At 35.1% G+C, this 23,466-nt stretch carries 17 protein-coding genes; 5 read left to right on the top strand and 12 right to left on the bottom strand.

The features are described 5' to 3' along the window. Positions 1–425: 425 nt before the first annotated feature. The 5 genes from PL77_RS22630 to PL77_RS22610 form a co-directional block, all read right to left on the bottom strand. Complete coding sequence (locus PL77_RS22630; protein ID WP_082026689.1) at positions 426–2,924, bottom strand: TonB-dependent receptor domain-containing protein; 2,499 nt, start codon at positions 2,922–2,924, stop codon at positions 426–428. Positions 2,925–3,092: 168 nt separating this feature from the next. Next, positions 3,093–3,596, bottom strand: coding sequence for a GDYXXLXY domain-containing protein (locus PL77_RS22625; RefSeq protein WP_044210603.1), 504 nt, complete (start codon positions 3,594–3,596; stop codon positions 3,093–3,095). After that, on the bottom strand, positions 3,583–4,653 hold the full coding sequence (locus PL77_RS22620; protein WP_044210601.1) for a DUF4401 domain-containing protein: 1,071 nt from the start codon (positions 4,651–4,653) through the stop codon (positions 3,583–3,585). Before PL77_RS22620 ends, PL77_RS22625 begins: the two co-directional genes overlap by 14 nt. Then, a complete protein-coding gene (locus PL77_RS22615) occupies positions 4,646–5,602 on the bottom strand; it encodes a DUF2157 domain-containing protein (protein WP_044210599.1) in 957 nt (318 codons plus the stop codon). The genes PL77_RS22620 and PL77_RS22615 overlap by 8 nt, the downstream gene beginning before the upstream one ends. Before the next feature lie 404 nt (positions 5,603–6,006). Continuing rightward, entirely contained in the window at positions 6,007–7,200 is a 1,194-nt protein-coding gene (locus tag PL77_RS22610; protein ID WP_044210596.1) for a DUF6786 family protein, read from the bottom strand. A 240-nt stretch (positions 7,201–7,440) separates the two neighbouring features. Here PL77_RS22610 and PL77_RS22605 point away from each other — a divergent pair, with 240 nt between their 5' ends. The 5 genes from PL77_RS22605 to PL77_RS22585 all read left to right on the top strand — a co-directional run bounded on the left by PL77_RS22605 (position 7,441) and on the right by PL77_RS22585 (position 13,580). After that, positions 7,441–8,226 carry an enoyl-CoA hydratase/isomerase family protein gene (locus PL77_RS22605; RefSeq protein ID WP_044210594.1) on the top strand — a complete coding sequence of 262 codons (786 nt, stop codon included), beginning with the start codon at positions 7,441–7,443 and terminating at the stop codon, positions 8,224–8,226. 4 nt (positions 8,227–8,230) lie between these two features. Next, positions 8,231–9,691, top strand: a complete 1,461-nt coding sequence (gene aldA / locus PL77_RS22600; protein WP_044210591.1) for an aldehyde dehydrogenase — start codon at positions 8,231–8,233, stop codon at positions 9,689–9,691. A 28-nt stretch (positions 9,692–9,719) separates the two neighbouring features. Further along, positions 9,720–10,868: an extracellular solute-binding protein gene (locus tag PL77_RS22595; RefSeq protein ID WP_044210614.1), complete on the top strand. Its 1,149-nt coding sequence runs from the start codon at positions 9,720–9,722 to the stop codon at positions 10,866–10,868. A gap of 427 nt (positions 10,869–11,295) precedes the next feature. Further along, positions 11,296–12,441 (top strand): CaiB/BaiF CoA-transferase family protein, encoded by a 1,146-nt coding sequence (locus PL77_RS22590; protein ID WP_044210589.1) that lies wholly within the window; start codon positions 11,296–11,298, stop codon positions 12,439–12,441. Further along, on the top strand, positions 12,441–13,580 hold the full coding sequence (locus PL77_RS22585) for a CaiB/BaiF CoA-transferase family protein (RefSeq protein WP_044210588.1): 1,140 nt from the start codon (positions 12,441–12,443) through the stop codon (positions 13,578–13,580). The genes PL77_RS22590 and PL77_RS22585 overlap by 1 nt, the downstream gene beginning before the upstream one ends. A 148-nt stretch (positions 13,581–13,728) precedes the next feature. On the opposite strand, the gene PL77_RS22580 is transcribed toward PL77_RS22585, so the two are convergent. The 7 genes from PL77_RS22580 to PL77_RS22550 form a co-directional block, all read right to left on the bottom strand. Then, positions 13,729–15,756 (bottom strand): transketolase, encoded by a 2,028-nt coding sequence (locus tag PL77_RS22580; RefSeq protein WP_044210585.1) that lies wholly within the window; start codon positions 15,754–15,756, stop codon positions 13,729–13,731. Positions 15,757–16,256: 500 nt separating this feature from the next. After that, complete coding sequence (gene fsa, locus PL77_RS22575; protein ID WP_044210583.1) at positions 16,257–16,931, bottom strand: fructose-6-phosphate aldolase; 675 nt, start codon at positions 16,929–16,931, stop codon at positions 16,257–16,259. 8 nt (positions 16,932–16,939) lie between these two features. Then, on the bottom strand, positions 16,940–18,448 hold the full coding sequence (locus PL77_RS22570; protein ID WP_044210581.1) for a xylulokinase: 1,509 nt from the start codon (positions 18,446–18,448) through the stop codon (positions 16,940–16,942). Positions 18,449–18,456: 8 nt separating this feature from the next. After that, positions 18,457–19,878 (bottom strand): D-xylose transporter XylE, encoded by a 1,422-nt coding sequence (gene xylE, locus PL77_RS22565; RefSeq protein ID WP_082026688.1) that lies wholly within the window; start codon positions 19,876–19,878, stop codon positions 18,457–18,459. A 279-nt stretch (positions 19,879–20,157) separates the two neighbouring features. Beyond that, the gene (gene xylA, locus PL77_RS22560) at positions 20,158–21,507 is read right to left on the bottom strand and encodes a xylose isomerase (protein WP_253274014.1); all 1,350 of its coding nucleotides are present in this window, start codon (positions 21,505–21,507) and stop codon (positions 20,158–20,160) included. Between the two features lie 633 nt (positions 21,508–22,140). Continuing rightward, positions 22,141–22,419 carry a hypothetical protein gene (locus PL77_RS22555; protein WP_156152496.1) on the bottom strand — a complete coding sequence of 93 codons (279 nt, stop codon included), beginning with the start codon at positions 22,417–22,419 and terminating at the stop codon, positions 22,141–22,143. Positions 22,420–22,536: 117 nt separating this feature from the next. Then, positions 22,537–23,007: a hypothetical protein gene (locus PL77_RS22550; protein WP_044210576.1), complete on the bottom strand. Its 471-nt coding sequence runs from the start codon at positions 23,005–23,007 to the stop codon at positions 22,537–22,539. Between the last annotated feature and the right edge of the window lie 459 nt (positions 23,008–23,466).

Raw genomic sequence — 23,466 nt, 5'->3', positions numbered from 1 at the left:
AATTTATAATTGGGTTGTAGGTGCTAATAAAAAAATTCACATTATCTAAGACAAATGTAAAATATATATTCACTTATTTATATAATTTTCATTATTAATTACACATAATTTATAATTTTAGTTAATTTCGTTAATATTTAATTACATTTATTAACATTTTGATTTAACCATTAAGTAATATTTGATGCCTATGCTAAAAAATAAGCCTGAATTATTGAGAAGTCATTTCTATCTGAATATGTATGTTTTATCAAAAAATCAACATTTGTATTTTAGATACATCATAATGTTATGAGATAGATAATAGCAATACAGTCCTTTTTATTGAAGTGTTAAAAAAGTGAATACAAAAAAGCTATACCATTACCTTAATCCTGTTGAATTGAAGCAAAAGTGTAGCTTTTATCGTCGTGATCTATTCTTTATTAATCCATCATATCCATGGAGTCCCCCTGCCCACTTCTTCTTTGTTTAGAGCCTTTTTTAGGCTTCTTTGATGCATTTCCAAATCGGTAGGAAAACGTTAAATAGCCAACTCTAGATTCCCAATCAAAAGTCATATCAGAGTTGAAACCGACTCCTTCGCTATAAACATTAAATTTGTAGGTATTAAATACATCAGTCACCCTTGCCTGTAATGTTCCTTTCCCTTTAAAAAGCTTTTGAGAAACTGCCATATCAACCCCACCCATTGGAGCAATATACCCTTGAGCAGTTGCTCTTTGCGAGCTGAACCTTGCAGTTACTTGTAAGGAAAGTGTTTTTGTCAAAGAGGTAGATGACATTAATTTACCATTCATTGCCCAAGCTTGATTCGTTAAATCTAGATCTCCTGATGTACCAGTGATTAAGATATTATAAATATTTGCACTACCTGTCAATTTCCACCATTTTGTCATGTTATAAGTAGCAATTGCCTCTGCCCCATAACTTTGAGAATGATCAACATTATCCCAGGTCATAACCATAACACCATCGGGTTGAGCCATTTGTACTCTTTGAATGGCATCATGAGTATAACGATAATACAGACTCCCCGTTAAAGTGAGATTTTCCCAACCATGCTGATAAGTAGCTTCAATGGCATCTATAAATTCAGGTTTCAAATACGGATTACCTTGTCGTAATGATTGAGGATTGGCGTAATCTGGAAATGGATTCAAACTTCTTCCTCTTGGTCTATTGACTCTTCGGCTGTAGCCAATCGATACTTCACGCATATCTGCAAACTTATACGCTACATGCAGTGTTGGGTAAACAGCAAAATAATTATTATTGACAGTCTGTTCTTCAGTAACTTCATTTTCTTCTAAATGAGAAGTTGTATAAGCTTGTTCTGCTCTAAGCCCTCCTTGAAGTCCCCATTTACCAAACTGATGACGATACATGACATACAATGCATGAACAGATTCATTATAATTAAAATTATTATTTAGTGAATCATCGGGAGTCCACATCCCTGCATTCATGCTTTCAGAATAAAAATCTGTTTGTATCTCTCTACCTGTTGATTTCCAACCTGTTTCTAAAGTACCATTTTCTCCAATTGGTTGAACATAATCAATTTGGCCTAAATAGATTTTATTCCTTTCAGGACTTTCATTTTGTTGTTCAAAAATAGGATCAGAATGATCCCCCATTCCTCTATCATATTCTTGGTAGTACCCATTGTTGTCTCTAATTCCATCAGAATATTGACCCGATATATCTAAACTCTGATTTGGGTTTACAAAAGTTTTTCGATAGCCAAAATTGAATTCTTTATTTTCTGATGTGCTTCTCGAATCATTAATACGGTTAATTTGAGATAAAGCATTATCATTTGCATCAAAATAATTCAAATTAAGGTTTTCATTTTTATTTCGATAACCCGTATTATAAGTTGCTGAGAAGTAGACATTATTATAGTCATTGATATCATAATCAATTCCCCCTTTAAAAAGGTGAGAATAACGTTCATCATCTCTTCTAGAAGTTTGTTTATTATAATCGGTCATGAATCCTCCCTCATCAAGATTGTTTTGATGTAAATCTTTATTGACATACCTTTCTTGGTACCTACCCGAATAGTTTGCGTATATATTAAATTTATTGACTCTAGCATTTACGCCTGCCGATAAGTTGTATTTATTATTATTCCCTAATGTCGCTGAGACATTACCATTGATTCCCCCTTTACGATCTTTTTTAAGAATAATATTGATAATACCGCTAGTTCCTTCAGGGTCATATTTTGCTGATGGATTAGTGATCACTTCCACTCTTTCGATTGAACTCGCAGGAATTTGATCCAAAATATCTGCATCAGAAGAACTTGTAAGGTTTGAGGGTTTACCATCAATAAAAATTGTCACATTACTACTTCCTCTTAAACTCAAAGTTCCTTCAGCATCAATATCAATGGACGGAATATTATTCAAAGCATCTGTCATTGAACCTCCCACTGTTGTAAGATCTTGACTCACATTAAAAGATTTACGATCAATGCCAAGTTCCATAATATCCCTTTCTGCAGTTACCGTCACTTCATCGAGATTTTGAGCTCCGGAACTTAATGCTAAAGCACCTAAAAACTTATCTTTTTGATCAGGTTTTATCACAAACGATGCTGTTTGCATTTCCTCATAACCTATAAATGTAATTTTAGCAAACATTTTACCTACAGGAACATCGATGATTTTGAAACGCCCTTGAGGATCTGTTGACGCTCCAGTTAAAAATGTTGTATCTCTTTCTGAGTATAATGCTACCGTTACGAACTCCAAATTTTCACTTGTTTCAGCATCTATAATTTTACCCGAAACAGTACCAATTTTTGGTCGATTCCCTTTCTTAAATTGTCCATTTCCAGGTATTGCACCAGGCCCTTGTGCCCACATAAATGTTGGAAGTATAAGTAGACAGAATAGTAAATTAAGTTTCATTTTTGATGATAATGTAGGTCTGTTTGCAATTGAGGTTTTGAAATTAATGCTTTTTAAAGTAGTAGTCTCATCCTCTCTTTTGCTTGTTAAGTTTCAAGTTCAAATGTTGCAAAAAAATACCTATTCAAGAAAAATTATCAACTAACGTGTGTTATTCTTCAATGAAAATTAATTTTCACCTTTTGGATTTATCTTTTTTAAGTCTTTATCATATAAACCTACGAGAAGTGAATTACCATCTTCGTCAATTTTTAATGCACCGTATTCAGCCCTTTCAAAAGAATCAGCTTGCCCTTCTTCAAAAAAATAGGACTCTGCACCAAAGTTGAGTCTCCAGTTATTTCTCTTAGTGTATTTCAAAATAAATTCATTATCGCTTAAAGGCTCTTTATCTTTTTGTAACCGAACCTTTGTACCTACATTATTTTCATCTAGATTAAAGACCAAATAACCTCTTGAGGCTATACTATCTGAAGTATTTGTACTAGAATTTTTATAGTCTAATATCATATAATCTCCCTGCATTAACGACCTAGGATCTACTGGTGCTAATTCAAAAAATACAATTGAATTATCATCGAGTAATTGCTCATTTTTATAGATGGAATAATTGAATACCATTAAAACGATGAGGCAATTGAGTGCTATAAGTAATCTCTTATATTTTTTCATTTGTGTTTTTTTTAAAGAAGAAAATCCAATAAAGAACGATAATCATAACACCTGAGATCATTAATGATAATGATTTTTCAAGTAAAGTAAGTTCTAAATCATAGTAGTAACGAGAAATACTGAAGATAAGAGTAATCACTCCAAATCCTCTTAAATATTTATGGTTGTTGATTATTCCTAGAATCAATAAATAAAAACATCCTACTATGTAAGGTGCAAAAAGTGTTGGCATTGAAAATATTAATACAAAAAGTATTATTTTCAGTGATGTAAGCCCTAAACTTTGTTTCTTGTTTGAGTGCAAAAGAAAATAGGTGAGTAAACCCGCAATACCCACTGTAGACACCCATTCATAAGGAATTATAAATCTATCTTCTTGAATTAGAAACAGAGGTAACCCCATAAAAAACACTAAAAGTAAAGCTTCTACTAAAGGATTAATTAACTGAACATCATTTCTAAATAGACGATATACTCTTCCTTCATTTGTAAAAATAATAGTTATAAGTACTCCATAAAAAAGTAATAATAGATGAAATAGAATGGGCGCTTCTAGTAGAAAAACCAATGCGTAGCAACAAGCACCAATGACCAAAGTAGCTATAAAGACAAATAAATACCGCTTCACTAGTACAATCGTAATTGTATTTAATGCTATCAAAATACCTATAACGAGATAATCAGAGGTTTTTGCTAATACAAGACCAGTAGTCAAAGTGACTTGTCCTATGATAAAAGCGAAAGTACTGAAAGCAGCAGGAAAAATCTCATTAGCTTTCCTATGGATTAATATACCAAATCCTGAGAAAATAAAACCCAGGACACTGATAACAATATGATCGGCCTCTGCTATGAAAAAGAGTATAAAAATGAAGATCAAAAATAAGGATGATGCAAAGAAACCTCCCAAATAAATCAATACTTTCATCAAAATGCTCAACGAGATTGTTTCTTTCTCCAGTTCATTTCCCAAAGCTTGCATATTGATCTTTGAGTTACCCCCATTGTTTTGAGCATATTCAGCTTCAAACTGTTGTATTTTGCTTATTCTATTCATTTGCCCATTTTTTATTGAGTGTAACAACCTGCTTCACTAAACCTGTCACTGCGATCACCATAAATACTCCTCCTATCAAAAAGGAACCAATCAAATCGTTTACTTGAACGATAAGTAAATTGGTAAAAAGTAAAATACAGCTAAATAATATTGATGTAAACAAAACAATATACCGTTGTTTCAACGCATATATCAGACCCGCAATATAAACGATCGTCACTGATAGTAAAGACACTATACTAATAAAGTATTCCCGGTGAGAATAAGTTATAATATAACTTGAAATTAGGGTTCCTAAACCTACAATTATTAATATTACGCTGTGCCTCCACCAATTTGGAATGACTTTATTTTGGGAACTAAGGAAATGAGAAACAATAAAAGATAAAGTATACAAAATGAAAAGTAACAATAGTTCATATAAGTCATGATAATTCCCCAATACTTGGGTAAAATAGAAATGCCAAGTAGTAGAAATTAGTAATAAATACAGCAACCACAAGACTGCAAAATCTGATAAAAATACAATTAGTGCAATAGCCATTGTCCAACCAAAAAAGAAGTCATAAGCATTGGCTCCTGTTTGATATACTTGACCAAAAACAGCAAACATGACTCCAATTAAAAATGAAATACAAGTAGCTAGAATATTGGCATAAACTGTTTTATTTCTAAAAAACAAAAAAGCTCCAAGTGCTAAAACAACAACGGTTTCCACAATTGCCAATTTCCATGTTTTAGAAAGGTCACCCCAGTTGTATGCAAAGAAAAACATGATTCCAACGGCAATAAAGCCTACTCCAAAAACCAAAAGAAGAGTAGTTAATGTAGTATTCCATTGTTTTTGATGAATGTAGACATTTTCTCGAAGTGCATTATCTAAATCCTCTCCCTCCCAGTCTGAATATTTACTGATAAGTTGAAAATCATTTCTGTTTAATTTAGTCATACAAAAATGGTTTAAAGTTTATTCTATTTAGTACAAATAATTTGCTCACAAAATTTTAACTAAAATACCCGTTAATCCTCATATAAAAAACAAAACTCCTCAATAAAACTGAGGAGTTGAGTGCACATCTAAAAATTTATACGTTATACTAAAAAGTCAGAACTGGAAATTCTGCTAAAAAGGTAAATTGTTAATTGAATATATTTGATACCTGTTTAAATTCGATAATACAGAATAATAACACGCTCTATTCATTCATACCTTAAGTAATGAACAGCACAAAAGTAGCAGTGCATTATGAATCATGTATTTACTGTATATTACTATTTGGTTATAAGTATCCGACCAAAATTACCTTTAAATACATTCTTTGTTTTTTTTCTAAATACTGCTTTCGAGTATCATTATTCTATTTTTTTAAGAGGTATCTGAGATAATTCTACACCTAACACCTCTTTACAAATAAGGTCTAAATCATCTTTATCTCCTTCAAAATGATAGATGGATTGTACGTGTTGTAGCTTTTCATTTGGTTTTAATTCTTTTGCAGCAGAAAATGATTCGAATTCAAAAAAGGGATAATTACGATCTAATTCGGGATTTACCTCTCCATTAAAAATGTTCATAACATCTCCCTCATAGTTTTTAGAAGATTCCCAATCAGAACTAACGTATAGACTGTCATTACTGAAAGAATAAGTGACAATGTTCAATAGATTAAATTCAGGAGAATAACTTCCCATAATAGGTTTGATGTATTGCTTCGGGATTCCCATCTTATTAAGGTATTTCGCATCAACTTTATAAAATACAACTCCATTTTTAATGACAACTCTTCCCTCTTGAGGAGTGAAATAATTAGTTACACTTTTCAATTCAGTGTTAGTTGTTGGAATAATAACCCATTGATGATCTGAAGGCAACATACACCCTAAGTCCCAAATAGGTAGTAAGCCAGATGCTTTTTGCCATTGTTGTTCATCTAAACTTGTCACTTCAGTACGTGCCGAGAAGCCAACATAATTGACAGCTTTGGGGATTGAAATAGATAGGTTATTCTCAGCTTGACTTTTAGAATTTAATGTTATTTTTCTTAAAGCATCAATTTTAAAAGTAGTCCCAAACGCATTTTGTATCTCCATCCTATTTGATGAAATACTTTCTCTATCTGTAATTTTTGTAACCTTAAATAGAGTGGTATCTAATGCTTGACTTATTCTCATATTTTCCCCTGTTTGTGCGACATTAGGTGGAAAAAAAATAGAAAAATCACCTACTTCAGGACCAAACCACATTCTAGATTCTCCTCCTATTTTAGAAAGTTGTTGATGCTCTGAAGCGATAAATTCTTTATTGAAATAACCAAGGCTTTTTCCATGATACCCGTTTGTAGAAGTAGTAAATACTCGCCCCTGTAGTTTTGGTGATACTGCTACTAAACTCTGACCGTCTTCCAAAATCACTAAATCATCAATATACTTGTTGAGAAAGGCGATATCCTCTCCAAAAGAGCCTTTTGTATAGTTCTTTTCTAGTTCGCAATTGAAGAAAATAAAGGCGAAAAATACCACTAAAAGACGTTTGCTGCTGTTGTTCATTTTTAAAAATACTATTGTTTTATAACTACTTCATAATACTCAATTTTATTCAATTTTTAAAAACTAAATTATTGAACATGCCTTGATAGATAAATGAAGAAAATGGTCCTCTAACTACTTAAAACAGCCTATTTTGTCATAGACTTGCTATAGACAATTTGATTTTCAATACCCGTTTACTTGGGGAATAATCACCAACCCAAGATATTCGAAAATGTGAAATGCAAATGGAAAATCTAAATGAAAGCAACAACAAATCAATTTATTACGCTACATGTAAAGAACCGTGTAGGGTACATTAAAATTAATAGACCAAAGGCCAACTGTTATGACCTAGTGTTTATGCAACAACTCATTTTCTGCATTAAAAAGGCAGAAGCAAATGATGAAATTAAAGTGATTGTAGTAGAGAGTGAACTAGATAAGTTCTTTTGTGCAGGTGCTGATGTGAAAATATTTCAATCGAATACCACCGAACAAAATAAACTCATGGTAGAACATGCTCAACTTTCTGCGAAGCTATTATCTACAAGTAAAAAAGTAGTAATCGCGAGCATCAATGGACATGCACTCGGTGGAGGATTAGAATTAGCCATGGCTTGTGATTTTATCATTGCACAAGAGGGTAACTACCTACTGGGGTTACCTGAAATTAAGTTAGGCTTGATTCCAGGAAATGGCGGTTCACAACGACTTATTCGAAGAATTCAAAGAGGGAAAGCGTTAGAAATGTTGATTACAGGAGATCCAATTCAACCTCAAGAGGCAAAAGATATTGGATTAGTGAACTATCTATACCCTAAAAATACATTTAGAGAAGACGTAAAAGCATTTGCTGAAAAGATTGCTCAAGGTCCTGCTCAGGCCATAACAGCTACAAAAAGGTGCATTTATAAAGGACTGGAACTCTCATTGGATTCGGGATTAGAATTAGAAAGTCAATTAGTTGATGCTCTTTACGATACAGATGATGCCAAAGAGGGCAACCTCGCTTTTGTAGAAAAAAGAGAGCCAAAATTTAATTAATAGAATGAATACAACAACACAAAGCATTAAGGTTTATCCATGCTATATTAATGGTGAATGGGTAAACACTGAACAGGGAGATTATATTGATGTAGAAAATCCAGCTAACAATCAAGTTTTTGCCAGAATGTACTGCAGTACTTCTACAGATGTAGACACTGCCCTTGAAACTGCGGAAAAAGCTCAATTCAAATGGCAAATGCTTCCTGCTCATGAAAGAGCCCACTACCTCTATGCTATCACGGAACAATTACACAAAGAAAGGGATCATTTTGCAAAGCTTTTGGTGATGGAACAAGGGAAAACACTAGCTGAAGCTTATGGGGAGGTAGATGATACTATTCGATACATCAACTACTCCGCTGAAGCTGGACGACGTATAGATGGAAGTATATTTCCCTCCGATAGGCCCAATGAACAATTAAGTATTCATAAAGTTCCTTATGGTGTTACCGTTGGATTGATGGCCTTCAATTATCCTTTAGCCTTGATTGGGCGTAAAATTGGTCCAGCTTTGATTACTGGGAATACAATGGTGATTAAACCCTCAGAACTCACACCAATTACCGCTTCAGAATTTTGTCGATTAGTACATCAAGTCGGACTGCCAAAAGGAGTCATTAATTTGGTGATGGGCTGGGGACATACTGTGGGTAAACAATTGGTGGAAAGCCCTATTACAAAACTGGTTTCTATGACTGGAAGTACTAGAGCGGGCCAAGCCATTTACCAATCTGCTGCTCAAAATGTAGCCGGATTAGTACTTGAATTGGGTGGAAAAGCACCATTTATTGTGATGGATGATGCTGAAATTGATAAAGCGGTTGAAGCAGCCGTAATATCAAGGTATGCCAATTGTGGACAGGTTTGTATTTGTAATGAAATGCTTTTTGTCCATGAAAAAATTGCAGATGAGTTTACTGAAAAAGTCATTGAAAGGACCAAGCAAATTACTGTAGGTGATCCAATGAGCAATGTGAATATGGGACCCAATGTCAGTACCAAAGGATTGAGTCGAGTACATGAATTAGTGATGGAAAACGTGAAGCAAGGTGCCGAATTAGCACTTGGTGGCAAAAAGCCAGAGGGTGACTATTTTAAAAACGGCAACTGGTATGAACCTACCATTTTAACCAACGTCAAAAAAGACCATGCTACGCTTCAAAATGAGTTGTTTGGTCCGGTGCTACCCATCATGAAAGTGTCAGGTTATGAGGAAGCAAAAGCGACATTAAATGAAAGAGAGGAAGGTTTATCCGCTTACCTTTTCACTCAAAATCATAAAACAATTATGAAATCAATCAATGAACTTCAGGTAGGTACTATTTTCATCAATAAAGGAATTGTAGGTTATATACAAGGCTTTCACTCAGGACACAAAACAAGCGGTATTGGTGGTGAAGATGGCATTTATGGTATTGAACAATACTTACAGAAAAGAGCCATCTATATGAATTATGAATAAAACTAATCTATCAAACGATAATATAAATATGAAACAGTTAAAAGGCATTACTTGGAACCATTCAAGAGGTTTTACATCCATTGTGGCCTGTGCACAGCGTTTTTCAGAACTCCATCCTGAAGTTGATATAAAATGGGAAAAAAGATCATTGCAAGCTTTTGCGGACGAACCGATCGATCAGTTAGCAGAACGATTTGATTTTTTAATTATTGATCACCCTTGGGCTGGTTTTGCAGCAAGAACTCAAGTCATTCAACCCTTAAACACATTACTCAGCCAAGCATTTTTAGATGATCAAGCTGAAAACAGTGTCGGCAGATCTCATGAAAGTTACAGTTATGATCAACAGCAATGGGCTTTAGCCATTGATGCTGCTACTCCTGTTGCCGCCAGCCGTCCTGATCTTTTTGAGAAAGAAGGTTTAAAATTACCTGAAACATGGGATGATTTAGTGGAACTGTCGAAAACAGGAAAAGTGGCCATCCCAGGTATTCCACAAGATACGTTGATGAGCTTTTACATGGTCTGCTCAACTTTAGGCGAAGATGTTTGTATTTCAAAAGATAAAGTAATCTCTGATGAAATCGGCTTGAGAGCATTGAGAATGTTAAGAGATTTGGGTGAAAATATTCGACCAGAAAGCTATGATTGGAATCCCATCACAGTATATGAGAAAATGACGCAGACTGACGAATATATCTATTCTCCTTTTGCTTATGGCTACACGAATTATTCTAGAAAAGGATATGCTAGAAAACTTTTGAAATTTCATGATATGGTAGCCATCAATGAGCAAAAGTTGGTTTCGACTTTAGGGGGAACTGGTTTAGCAATTTCGTCTAAATGTAAAGAAGTAGGATGGGCAAGTAAGTTTGCTGAATATGCTGCTCACCCAGACAATCAAAAAGGTATTTTCTTCGATAATGGCGGTCAACCTGGACATAGAGCTGCTTGGTTAGATGAACATACCAACGAGGTGTCAGATCAGTTTTTCAAAGACACTCTACCTGCATTAGACAGAGCCTTTTTAAGACCAAGATATCACGGACATATGTATTTCCAAGATCGTGCTGGTGCTCCAATCAGAGAATATATGATGCATGGAGGTGATGAAAGAAAATTACTTGACCTCTTGAATAGTATCTACGAAGAATCACTTTGTGTTACCAACGAATAAACAATCTTAATTCACTGTAAACTACATTTCAAATATTTATAGTGTTTAGAAATCAAGAGATTTCTGATGATCAATAGACCACGAATACCGCTTTCTCTTAACATTCGTGCCAGTGGTCTCACTACAAAATTGGTATGGTAGTACTTTTATCGGCCTTGAAGGGAAAAGCGTTAAGAATTTCATGTATTGAGCTGTTAAAAATGATTTTCTTGTTTGAGCTTTAGCGAGTTTAAAATCATTTAGGCGAAAGGAATGGAATTTAGCTTTTAACTTCTAAGCCTTGAATTTTTTGCTTCGTTTTTGTTTCAAGACAAAAATGAAGAAGAAAGATGATTGAAAGTAGGACCTTAAATGATAGTAGGACCATCAATTGAAAGTTAATAACAACTTAGTTTACAGTGCATTTTACAATCTTAATATATATAAAATGCTTCCATTAGAAGGAATTCTAGTACTTGAGTTCTGTCAATTTATGGCCGGCCCCTCCGCTGGTTTAAAATTGGCAGATTTAGGTGCTAGAGTCATTAAAATAGAACGCCCAATCCATGGTGAAGGTGGAAGGCAAATCGCAATCAAAAACCTTTTTGTTGATAATAGCAGTTTGGTGTTTCATACTGTTAATCGAAATAAAGAATCCTATGCGGCCAACTTAAAAGATCCTGAAGATCTTGAAAATGTCAAAAAGTTGATCGCTCAAGCGGATGTCATGACGCATAACTTCCGACCTGGTGTGATGGAAAAAATTGGTTTGGATTATACTACTGTCAAAGCGATCAACCCTGCATTAATTTATGCTTCGGTCACTGGATACGGTACTGAAGGACCTTGGGTAAAAAAACCAGGACAAGACCTTTTGGCGCAGAGTGTTTCAGGCCTTACTTACCTTACTGGTGATAGAAATGACACGCCTACTGCAATGGGATTGGCCGTAGCTGATATTTATTGTGGCACTCACCTTACTCAAGGGATTTTGGCGGGATTAGTCAGAAGAAATAAAACTGGAAAAGGAGCATTAATCGAAGTGAGCCTTTTAGAATCGATGCTTGATTTCCAATTTGAGGTAATCACTACCTACTTGAATGAACCAAAGGCCCTGCCTGAAAGAACAAAAGAAGGAAATGCTCACGCCTATTTAAGTGCCCCTTATGGAGTATATCCTACTGCTGATGGACATATTGTGCTAGCCATGGGATCATTGATTAAGCTGGGTGAAGTATTGGAATGCGAACAACTTCTGCAATACCAAGATCCTGATTTATGGTTTGAAAATAGAGATGAAATCATGTTGATCTTAAAACACTTTTTTGCCTCTCATTCATCTGAACATTGGATCAAAAAAATGGAAGCAGAAGACATTTGGTGTGCTGAGGTATTGGATTACAAAAACCTTCTCGAACATGAAGGTTATAAAGTCTTGTCTTTTGATCAAGTGGTTACGTTGACCAATGGCGAAAAAGTACATACTACCCGCTCTCCCATTCAAATCAACGATCAAAAGCTTTTTTCAAAAACTGCAGCTCCTCGTGTGGGTGAACATACTGAACAGATTTCAAAAGAATTTAATTTAATGTAATGAAACCACTACAAGACCTACTCATTATTGATCTCAGCCAATACCTTTCCGGTCCATGCTGTACTTTAAAACTTGCTGATCTTGGTGCTAGAGTAATAAAAGTGGAAAAACCGGAAACGGGTGATTCTTGTCGTTCAATGTATATTTCAAATGTAAATATGAACGGAGAGTCTTCTATATTCAGGGCAATTAATAGAAATAAAGAAAGCTTCTGTGCCAATCTAAAAAATGACCTTGATAAGAAAAAAGTACTGCAATTGATTTCAAAAGCAGATGTATTGGTGCATAACTTCCGGCCAGGAGTCATTCAAAGACTGGGATTAGATTATGACACCGTCAAAAGTATAAATCCTAATATCGTCTACGGAGAAATCTCTGGCTATGGTACGGAAGGTCCTTGGAAAAAGAAGCCGGGACAAGATTTGCTCATTCAAGCGATTTCGGGTGTTACAACATTAAGCGGTAATGCCAACAAAGGGCCTGTTCCATTGGGTTTGGCGATGGCTGATATGTTATCGGGTGGACATCTCGCACAGGGAATTTTAGCTGGTTTGGTTCAAAAAGGAAAAACAGGAAAAGGTTGTAAAGTGAGTGTCAACATGCTTGAGTCCATGCTTGATCTTCAATTTGAGACCGTGACTACTTTTTATCATGACGGAGGACAACCTACGCAACGAACAGAAAGTAATAATGCTCACGCTTACCTAGGTGCTCCATATGGTATTTATGAAACGTCTAACGGTTTTCTTTCACTAGCCATGGGAGCTATTCCTAAATTGGGAGAGTTGTTAGATTGTCCAGAGTTATTGGTGTATCAAGAATTTAACTCTTGGTATGATCAAAGAGATAAAATCAAACAAACTTTAGCCAATCATCTGAAAACAAATACGACAGAACACTGGCTTTCCATTTTAGAACCGGCTGATATTTGGTGTTCCGATGTGATGAATTGGGAGCGACTTTTTGAGCATGATGGTTTCAAGGTATTGGACATGTTACAAACTGTTGAAATGTCGGATAATTATCAATATCAAACTACTCGTTGCCCCATTAAGATTGATGGCAAAGTGATTAAAAATAAGAAAGGGTCTCCTTTCCTAGGGGAGAACAATGAGAGTATTAATTCTGAATTTTTTTAAGAGTAAATATTGAATTTTAGAACAAAAAAATGGATCCTCAATGAGGATCCATTTTGCAGAGTAAAACCGGAAAGGTATTTATTTGGCTTAGGTTTCGTGAATGATAAATCCCTTTCCTACATTCTTATCGCAGAATCTATTTTGCTTATTAAACCATTTCTAATTTTTGAACAATTTTCTCCGCTAAACCTTCTGGATTGAAACCAAATTTTTCGTCCAATACAGATGCTGGTGCTGAATATCCAAAGTGATCTAAACCATACACCTCTCCCTCTACTAATTGCTCTAATGTAATTGGAAGTCCAGCCGTTAAACCAACAGATTTAACACCTTCTGAAATCACTTCATTTTGATATTCTTTGGGTTGATCTCTGAATAAACCTTCTGAAGGAACAGAAACCACTTTTGAAGAAAGATCATATTTAGATTTCAGTATTTTAGCCACTTCAGCAAGTGTACCTACTTCTGAACCATTTGCTATTAATTGAATATCTACTGATTCATTATTCTGAACAGCAATATATCCACCTTTGCTTAGTTTTGACTGGTCTTCAAGACGTTGTGCACTTGGTGCTACTTCATTGATATTTTGTCTTGAGAAAATCAAACCAACAGGACGATCAACTGATTCTATTGCAAACTTCCACGCTTCTGTTGTTTCATAACAATCCGCTGGACGTAAAGCAATAAAGCTACGTTTACCGGAGTGATTTTTTAATTTCTCTAATAATCTTAATTGTGCTTCCTGCTCAATAGGTTGATGGGTTGGTCCATCTTCACCTACTCTAAATGAGTCATGTGTCCACATAAAGATCACTGGTGTTTTCATCAGAGAGGCAATTCTTAATACCGGCTTCATGTAATCCGAGAATACAAAGAAAGTAGCACATACTGGAATCACACCTCCATGTAAGCCCATACCTACCATAATGGCTGCCATTGTCAACTCAGATACGCCAGCTTGTAAGAATGCTCCTGAGAAATCACCCTTTTGGAAGGCTGTTGTTTTCTTTAAGAACGCTTCCGTTTTATCACTATCTGCTAAATCTGCAGAAGCCACGATCATATTATCTAAGCGAGTTGCCAAATGAGACATTACTTTTCCTGAAGCGGCTCTTGTTGCAGCACCATCCACTTGAGTGATGTTCGCCCAATCTACAGCTGTAGTATCTCTAGCATAGAATTTTTCTAATTTCTCCGCTAACTGAGGATATTCTTTTTTCCAACCCTCCTCTTCTGCTTTTGCTTTCTTTGCTAAGTCAGCTTTGATTTCAATTACTTTCTCATAGTACGATGCTACTTCATCAAAAATTTCAAAAGCATTTTCAGGATCACCTCCTAAATTCTTAATCGTTTGCTCGAAGCTTGCACCTGACTTTGAAAGTGGCTGACCATGTGTTGAACACTTCCCTTCAAAATTCTCTCCTCCTTCTTGTACTGCACCTTTACCCATTATTGTTTTACCAATAATTAAAGTAGGTCTTTCCGTTTCAGCATGAGCTTTATCTAACGCCTTTCTGATCTCATTTGCATCATTACCATTGATTGTAATGACATTCCAGTGCCAAGCTTCATACTTTTTCGCTGTATCTTCTGTCGTTACTTCTTCTACTGTAGTTGAAAGCTGAATATCATTCGCATCATAGAATAATATAAGGTTACTTAATCCTAAGTGACCTGCAATTCTACCTGCACCTTGTGAAATTTCTTCTTGAATACCTCCATCAGAAATATAAGCATAGGTTTTATGCTCCACCACTTTACCAAATCTTGAAGCTAAAAAACGCTCCGAGATAGCAGAACCAACGGCAAATACGTGCCCTTGTCCTAACGGTCCTGATGTATTCTCAATCATACGATCTACATCTACCTCTGGGTGACCAGAAGTAGGGCTTCCCCACTGTCTAAACTGCTTTAGTTCATCGATTGAATATTTCCCTAACAATGCCAATTGACCGTAAAGCATAGCAGACATATGTCCTGGATCTAAGAAAAAGCGATCTCTTGCATGCCAATGTGGATCTTGTGGATCAAATTTTAAATATTCGCTGTAAAGTATATTTATAAAATCAGCACCACCCATCGCACCTCCTGGGTGACCTGATTTTGCTTTTTCTACCATTGCTGCTGATAGAATTCTTATATTATCCGCACACTTCGTTTCTATTGATGTCATTATCTTTCTAATAAAGAGTGAATAGTCAAAGTGAGAGATAAAATCAAAGTACAACTCCTCTTCATCCCTCACTTTTATTTAGTAGTAATAAGTACTAAGGCAAAATTATTTAATACTAATTACACTGTAAACTAAATTACCGTCAACTTTCAATCGACCTGCTACAAGCAATTATAGGATCCACTTTCAAAATTCCTTCTTCTTCATTTTTGTCTTGAAACAAAAACGAAGCAAAAAATTCAAGGCTTAGAAGTCAAAAGCTAAATTCCATTTCTCTCGCCTCAATGATTTTAAACTCGCTGCGCTCAAACAGCAAAATCATTTTTTACGGCTCAATACATGAAATTCTTAACGCTTTTCCCTTCAAGGCCGAGGGAGATACTACTAAATGATTGTCTGATTACAGGTCAGTTGATAATAATCTTCTAATTAGTATTAAATCGGCTATAATTATTGTGTCAAGTGTTCTATGCCACTTTTATTATAGCTGACACTGTCAATTAAGCTTCTACAGTAGCTGTCATTGATTCAGCATCTTTGATAAATTGAGCTAAACCTTTGTCCGTAAGAGGGTGATTTAATAATGCCTCAAATACTTTCAATGGACAAGTAGCAACGTCAGCACCCACTTTTGCACAATTCAATAAATGCATTGAATGACGAACTGAAGCGGCTAAAATTTCAGTACTTAATTGCTCAGGGTATTGATCAAAAATTGTTTTAATTTCTTCAATCAATAACATACCATCTTGAGAAACATCATCTAATCTACCGATGAATGGAGAAACATATGTAGCACCCGCTTTTGCTGCTAACAATGCTTGACCTGCAGAGAAAATTAATGTACAGTTTGTTCTGATACCTTTCTTTGCAAAATGTTTGATTGCTTTTAGACCATCTTTAATCATTGGAATTTTCACAACGATTTTTGGAGAAATACTTGCTAACATTTCACCTTCTTTGATCATTCCCTCTAAATCTGTTGACAATACCTCTGCAGAAACTTTGTCTTCAACGATATCACAGATTTTTTTGTAATGAGCAATAATATTCTCTTCTCCTACGATATTCTCTTTCGCCATTAAAGATGGATTAGTTGTTACACCATCTAAAATACCCATATCGTATGCTTGCTCAATATCGTTTAAGTTCGCAGTATCAATAAAAAATTTCATTGTTTTGTTTAATTAGATTGTAAAATATTCTGATCTATATTCAAATGCTTAACTAATTCTTTCTTCCAAAGTTGGTAAGCTTTCTTCGTTTCTTCTTGTGCCTCTTTCTGAGGATGAATGGTCTCAATTACTTTAAGAGAACTAAATGCCTCTTCAAAAGAGTTGAAATGACCCGAACCTACTGCCGATGCTGTTGCAGCACCTCTAGCTCCATCGGTATTAACTAGCTCAATCGGTGCGTCTGCAACGTTCGCTAATGTCTGTCTGAATAGTGGACTTAAGAACATGTTCGCATGACCTGCTCTAATCACTTTCGGAGCTAATCCCATTTCCTGCATTACTTCAATACCATACTGAAATGAGAATACAATTCCTTCCTGAGTGGCACGAATCATGTCTTTTTGCCCATGTCTGTTGAAATCTAATCCAGCGTAATTTGCTCCAATGGATTGATTTTCTAACACACGCTCTGCTCCATTTCCAAATGGTAAATAGATCACACCATTACTACCAATCGGTGACTGAGCCGCTAATTCATTAAGCTCTTCATAAGAACAGTTGGACGCGATGTTTTTCTGCAACCACGAGTTCGCAATACCTGTACCGTTGATACATAGTAACACGCCCAAACGGTTAAGGTCTTCTCTATGGTTAACATGAGCAAAAGGATTTACACGAGATTTCAAATCGCATTTTGTATCTTCCGTCACACCATACACCACACCTGAAGTACCGCCTGTAGCTGCGATTTCACCAGGATTCAACACATTTAATGACAAGGCATTATTAGGTTGATCACCCGCTTTGTAAGTAATCGGAATACCTGCATTTAACCCTAATTGAGCCGCTACTTCTTCTGTTACTAAAGAGTGTTGATCAAAAGTGTTTTTCACTTCTGGAACAAGGTTAAATGGAATACCATAATGCTCCAATAGTTCCGTATTCAGTCTGTTTTCTTTAAAATTCCAAAGAATTCCTTCAGACAAACCTCCAATTGTAGTATTAATGACTCCTGAAAGTTTCATGGCGATATAGTCACCCGGAAGCATAAATTTATAACACTTCTCCATATTTTCAGGCTCATTTTCTTTCACCCATTTCAGCTTTGATGCTGTAAAATTACCTGGTGAATTCATGAAGTTTTCTAGGCAGAATTTGTCTCCCAAAGCTTTAAAAGCTTCCTCACCTATACTTACTGCTCGGCTATCACACCAAATGATAGAAGGACGAATGACTTCCTGTTGCTCATCGACCATCACCAAACCATGCATTTGGTAAGTGATACCAATTGCACCAATTTCGTTAGGTGTAAAATTTGCATCCTTGTGTAGCCTTGCAATACCTTGTTGAACCGCATCCCACCACATTGCTGGATCTTGCTCTGCAAAACCAGGCTGAGGTGCATCAATCTTCATTTCCTGATCAGGGTACTGTGCTGAAGCGACCACTTCACCCTTCTCATTTACTGCTGAAACTTTTACGGAAGAACTTCCTATATCTAAACCTAAAAACTGCATATCATTTGTTATTTTTTATCCCAAATTGTTTCCATTTCCTCTAATGATTTTCCTTTCGTTTCTGGAACCATTTTCCAAACAAAAAGAATGGTCACTAAACACATTGCTCCATATACCCAGAATGGAAATGCTCCGTGGAAAGTGGAGAATAGATAATCATTATCCATCATCATTGGGAATGTTTGAGAAACTATAAAGTTAAATATCCACTGGAATGCTACAGCAATTGCTAAACCTGTTGAACGGATAGCATTGGGGAAGATTTCTGAAAGCAATACCCAAGTAACAGGTCCTAATGACAAGGCAAAACAAGCAATGTATCCTAATACGAATGCTAATAACCAAACATCAGTGTTACCAAAATATGCCGCTGTACCAATTGCTGAAATACAAACTCCCATTCCTAATGCACCAATCATCATCAGTGGTTTTCTACCAAAACGGTCTACTGAGAAGATGGCAATTACTGTAAATAATAAGTTTACTGCACCAACCACGATAGTCTGTAACAACGCTGTATCTGTATTACCTCCACCTAATTGCTTGAAAATTTCCGGTGCATAATAAAGGAATACATTAATACCCGTGATTTGTTGAAATACTGATAACGCAACTCCTATACAAACGATCATCAAGAAAGGCTGCTTTGTAATACTTACTTTTTCTTGGTTTTGATCTTGATGTAAAGAGTGCTTAATTTCATTTATTTTTAATGATGCATTGGGCGAAATTTTCTCTAAAATAGTTTTCGCTTCCTGCTCTCTATTTTTCATTACTAACCAACGAGGACTTTCAGGAACTGTAAATAATAAACCTGTAAATAAAATTGCAGGAATACATTCAGAACCAAACATCCAACGCCAACCTACTGTTTCATTCCATGAAGTATCTCCTTGTGAAGCGATATAATAATTCACAAAATAAACCACCAACATACCAAAAATAATGGCAAACTGATTACAAGAAACCAATCTTCCTCTGTATTCAGAAGGTGCAATTTCGGCGATATACATAGGAGATAACATGGATGCAATACCTACACCAACACCTCCAACAATTCTAAAAATAATAAAGGTTGTAAATGATTCGGGAATTGCTGAACCAAATGCAGAAATAAAGAATAGAACTCCTGCGATAATCAGTGATTTTTTTCTACCTAACTGATTCGCTAATCGTCCGGCCATACCTGCTCCAACAATACATCCCACCAAAGCACTTGACGCTGCCCAACCTTTTTGAGCTGCTGTTAAATTAAAGAACGTTTCCAATGATCCAATCGCACCGGAAATCACAGCGGTATCATAACCAAAGAGCAGTCCACCGAGTGCCGCTACCAGAGTTACGATGAGTATAAATTTAAAGTCAACTTTTCCGTTGTTTAAAGTTGCTTCTTCAGATTCGTTGTTTTTAAGTACTAGATTCTCTTCCATTTCAGTTTCATTCTGTAGTTTAAAGTCTTTATCAGATCATTTCACGACCCTGTCTAATAAAGTGTTAATTTTTGTTTTACTCTTTGATTAAGCGTAAGGACAATTGTGTATACAGTTATGAGTGATATAAATTATGATTGACCACCCTTACTGTTGAACTTGATCCCATGAAAAGGGAGCTGTTTATAGTTGCTTTTGAATAGTAATTCTACTCTGACGGAGTAGTAGGTAAAGAAAGGACAATTGATGAATACACACCAACTGTCCTTCTAACCTTCATTAAATATACATATTAATCAGGTTCTCGAAGTATTCCTGACGACCGCTCGTAGGAACAGGTTCACCTGTCTTAATAGCAATGTTTCTTAAATCTTCTAATGATAATTTACCCTCTTCGAATAATTTACCTTCACCGCTATCGAATGACGAATAACGATCAGTACGTAACTGGTTATATTCTGAGTTTTCTAAAATATCATTTGCAATTAATAATGCTCTTGCGAAAATATCCATACCACCAATGTGAGCGTAGAACATATCTGCTAGGTCAGTTGAGTTTCTTCTCACTTTTGCATCAAAGTTAACTCCACCACCTTGGAAACCACCAGCAGGAAGGATGATCAACATCGCTTCGATGATTTCGTATAAGTTATTCGGGAATTGATCTGTATCCCAACCATTTTGGTAGTCACCTCTGTTAGCATCAATTGATCCTAATTTACCAGCATCAACAGCCACTTGTAATTCATGAGTGAATGTATGGTTAGCCAATGTTGCGTGATTTACTTCTAAGTTTAAGAAGAAATCTTTATCTAAACCGTATTGTTTTAAGAAACCTAATACAGTCGCTGAATCAAAATCATATTGATGTTTTGATGGCTCAGCTGGCTTAGGCTCAATAAAGAAGTTACCTGTAAATCCTTGCTTTCTAGCATAATCTTTTGCCATATGTAAGAACTGAGCCATGTGCTCTTGCTCTCTCTTCATATCTGTATTCAACAGACTCATATAACCTTCACGACCACCCCAGAATACATAGTTTTCACCACCTAAAGCGATGGTTGCATCTAAAGCATTTTTCACTTGAGTACCTGCTTGTGCTACAACGTTAAAATCAGGGTTTGTTGAAGCACCATTCATATAACGCGGGTTAGAGAATGCATTGGCAGTACCCCATAATAGTTTCACGCCTGAAGCTGCTTGTTTTTGCTTTGCGTAGTCAACAATTGCTTCTAATCTTTTTTCAGATTCCAATACAGAAGCTCCTTCGTCTACTAAATCGAAATCATGGAAACAATAATATGGTAATCCTAACTTTGTGAAGAATTCAAAAGCAAAGTCCATTTTAGCTTTTGCTTTCTCTACTGGATCTTTAATATCTTTATAAGGGAACAAACGTGTACCAGGACCGAATGGATCTGAACCTTCTCCGCACATGTTATGCCAGTAAGCACCTGCGAATTTGAAGTGTTCTTTCATTGTTTTACCCGCCACTACTCTGTTTTCATCATAAAAACGGAACGCTAAAGGGTTCTTTGATTCAGGACCTTCGTACTTGATTTTTTCAATACCTTTGAAGTATTCTACATCACCCAAAGTTACTTTTGATTCTAAAGTCGTATTCATCATTTCTTTACTTTAAAAAAATTCTTTGAACTAATTTATTTTCTATTGTTTGTTTTTGATCTACGACTGCTATTTACCTCGAAATGCTATTTCATAACAAACATTTACACTTATTTCTGAAATGAAACCGTGTTCGCAACCGCTCCCAGAACTTTAAAAATGATATAAAACAAGGTTTTTTGCTTGAAAATGAAGGATTAGAGAATGGGTAAAAGTGAGGCTAAATCAGGAAGACAAATAGGTCAAAAAGCACTACTTCTAGAACTTAGAAACATAATAAAAATGATGTATTGGAATTTAGATTACAATGTATTTAACACATAAAAACCACAAGTACATTCTCGAATTGAATACACTTGTGGTTCTCTTGTCACTTCTGCTGAGAAGCATTAAGACAAAAATACAATTAACCCCATAACATTCGCCAACCCAAAGCATATTTCAAAGGCCAATCCCTGCCCAAGCTGCTTATTAGGTTTTCCATCTATTACTCTACGTTCGCACACTTACATTATGTCGTTCCGCAAGGTAATTTGCAGTTACAATCTTCTTTGATTGAAGTTGAGTGATAATTGCCGTAAGCCTTGAGAGTCTTGGTTTTTCTTCCATAAAACGAATTAAGGAAAATTTATGCAATTACAATTCTTTTTTGAATAAGCTTATAGAATCAATAACCACGATAATTGATAAAACAATGAAAACAATTGCCCCTATTGGAATCGTGATCATACATGCCCAAGTTAATACCATCCAACCACAATTTCCTTCGTGACAACTCTGTCCAGTAATTGCTTCCGTTATTATAGCACCAGACATCCCTACAAGAAATGGTGATAATCCTCCTGCAATGACCGCAATTAAAAATAGCGGCAGCCTTCTAAAGTAATCCTTTTTGGTTTTTATTATAATTCCCATTTGAATATAAATTTCAACGTCCTTGCGAACCACAATACGCTACTATTTATCCTTATTAAAAAGAACTAGATTCATTAGCAAAAATTTAGTTTACAATGTACTCAATCATAGCAAATATTAAATTCTTAAATGAAAAGCAATTGGAAATAATACGGTTGTAGGATACATATTTTTACTACATGAACTAACATTCCATTGTTCTGTTTTCATAAATGATTCTAGTTCAGCTTTATTTTTTATGAAGTTTATTCCTCTACTCTTATGTTCAAGTATTAATGATTTTTCAACTATGCCAGTTTTGTTAATAAGAAGAATGAAATATATTTTAAAATCTCCAAAATTTAATTTCCTTGCTAGTTCTGAGTCAATCTTAACTCTTTTTGCTATTTCTTTGATAAGATAATCTTTACCTTTTATCGGGGTATTTTTTATACTACCAATAATTGTATTCATTTTAAATACTGTATCATATTCAATTTCACATTCATTGTCAGCTTCTTGAGCATTACAATGTAAAGGTGAATAAAAATTGATTATCAGAATTATTATGAATGAGTTCAATTTCATAATTGCTTTTTGAAGTCTCATTTAATCAAGAATTGAGTTTATCTTATACATCAGCCTTTGTAGTTAGCGTGTTTTTGTATTAATATCCTTTATTGTTAATTCTAACCTCATCAACTAGTGCAAGAATATAGTTAACAAATTTCTTGTGATTTTTTCTTAGTATCCTTTTTGAGGAAAGATAATTATAAAAAATATTACAAATTATAAATAAATTAAAATATAAAGGAACTAACGACTCTGAAATCAAAGCCTGACTGATTGTTGGAATGGAAATTATTAAAGATAAAATGACTAAAAGCTTTAACTCATACTTGTATTCGAATGAAAATTCATCATTCTTTTCTATTAACCTAAAACTAATTAGAGGATTTATAATGTTGCCATTTAATAATGTTTCAACACCAGAATTATAAATTTTATAATAACCGTTTTTATCCTTTACTATATATGGCTTATAGTTACCCCATCAAAACGGACTGC

This window comes from Flammeovirga sp. OC4, from assembly GCF_000812565.1.
Classification (GTDB): Bacteria; Bacteroidota; Bacteroidia; order Cytophagales; family Flammeovirgaceae; genus Flammeovirga.
Note: the sequence above shows the minus strand (reverse complement) of the source record. Positions and strands in the feature narration are given on the sequence as shown.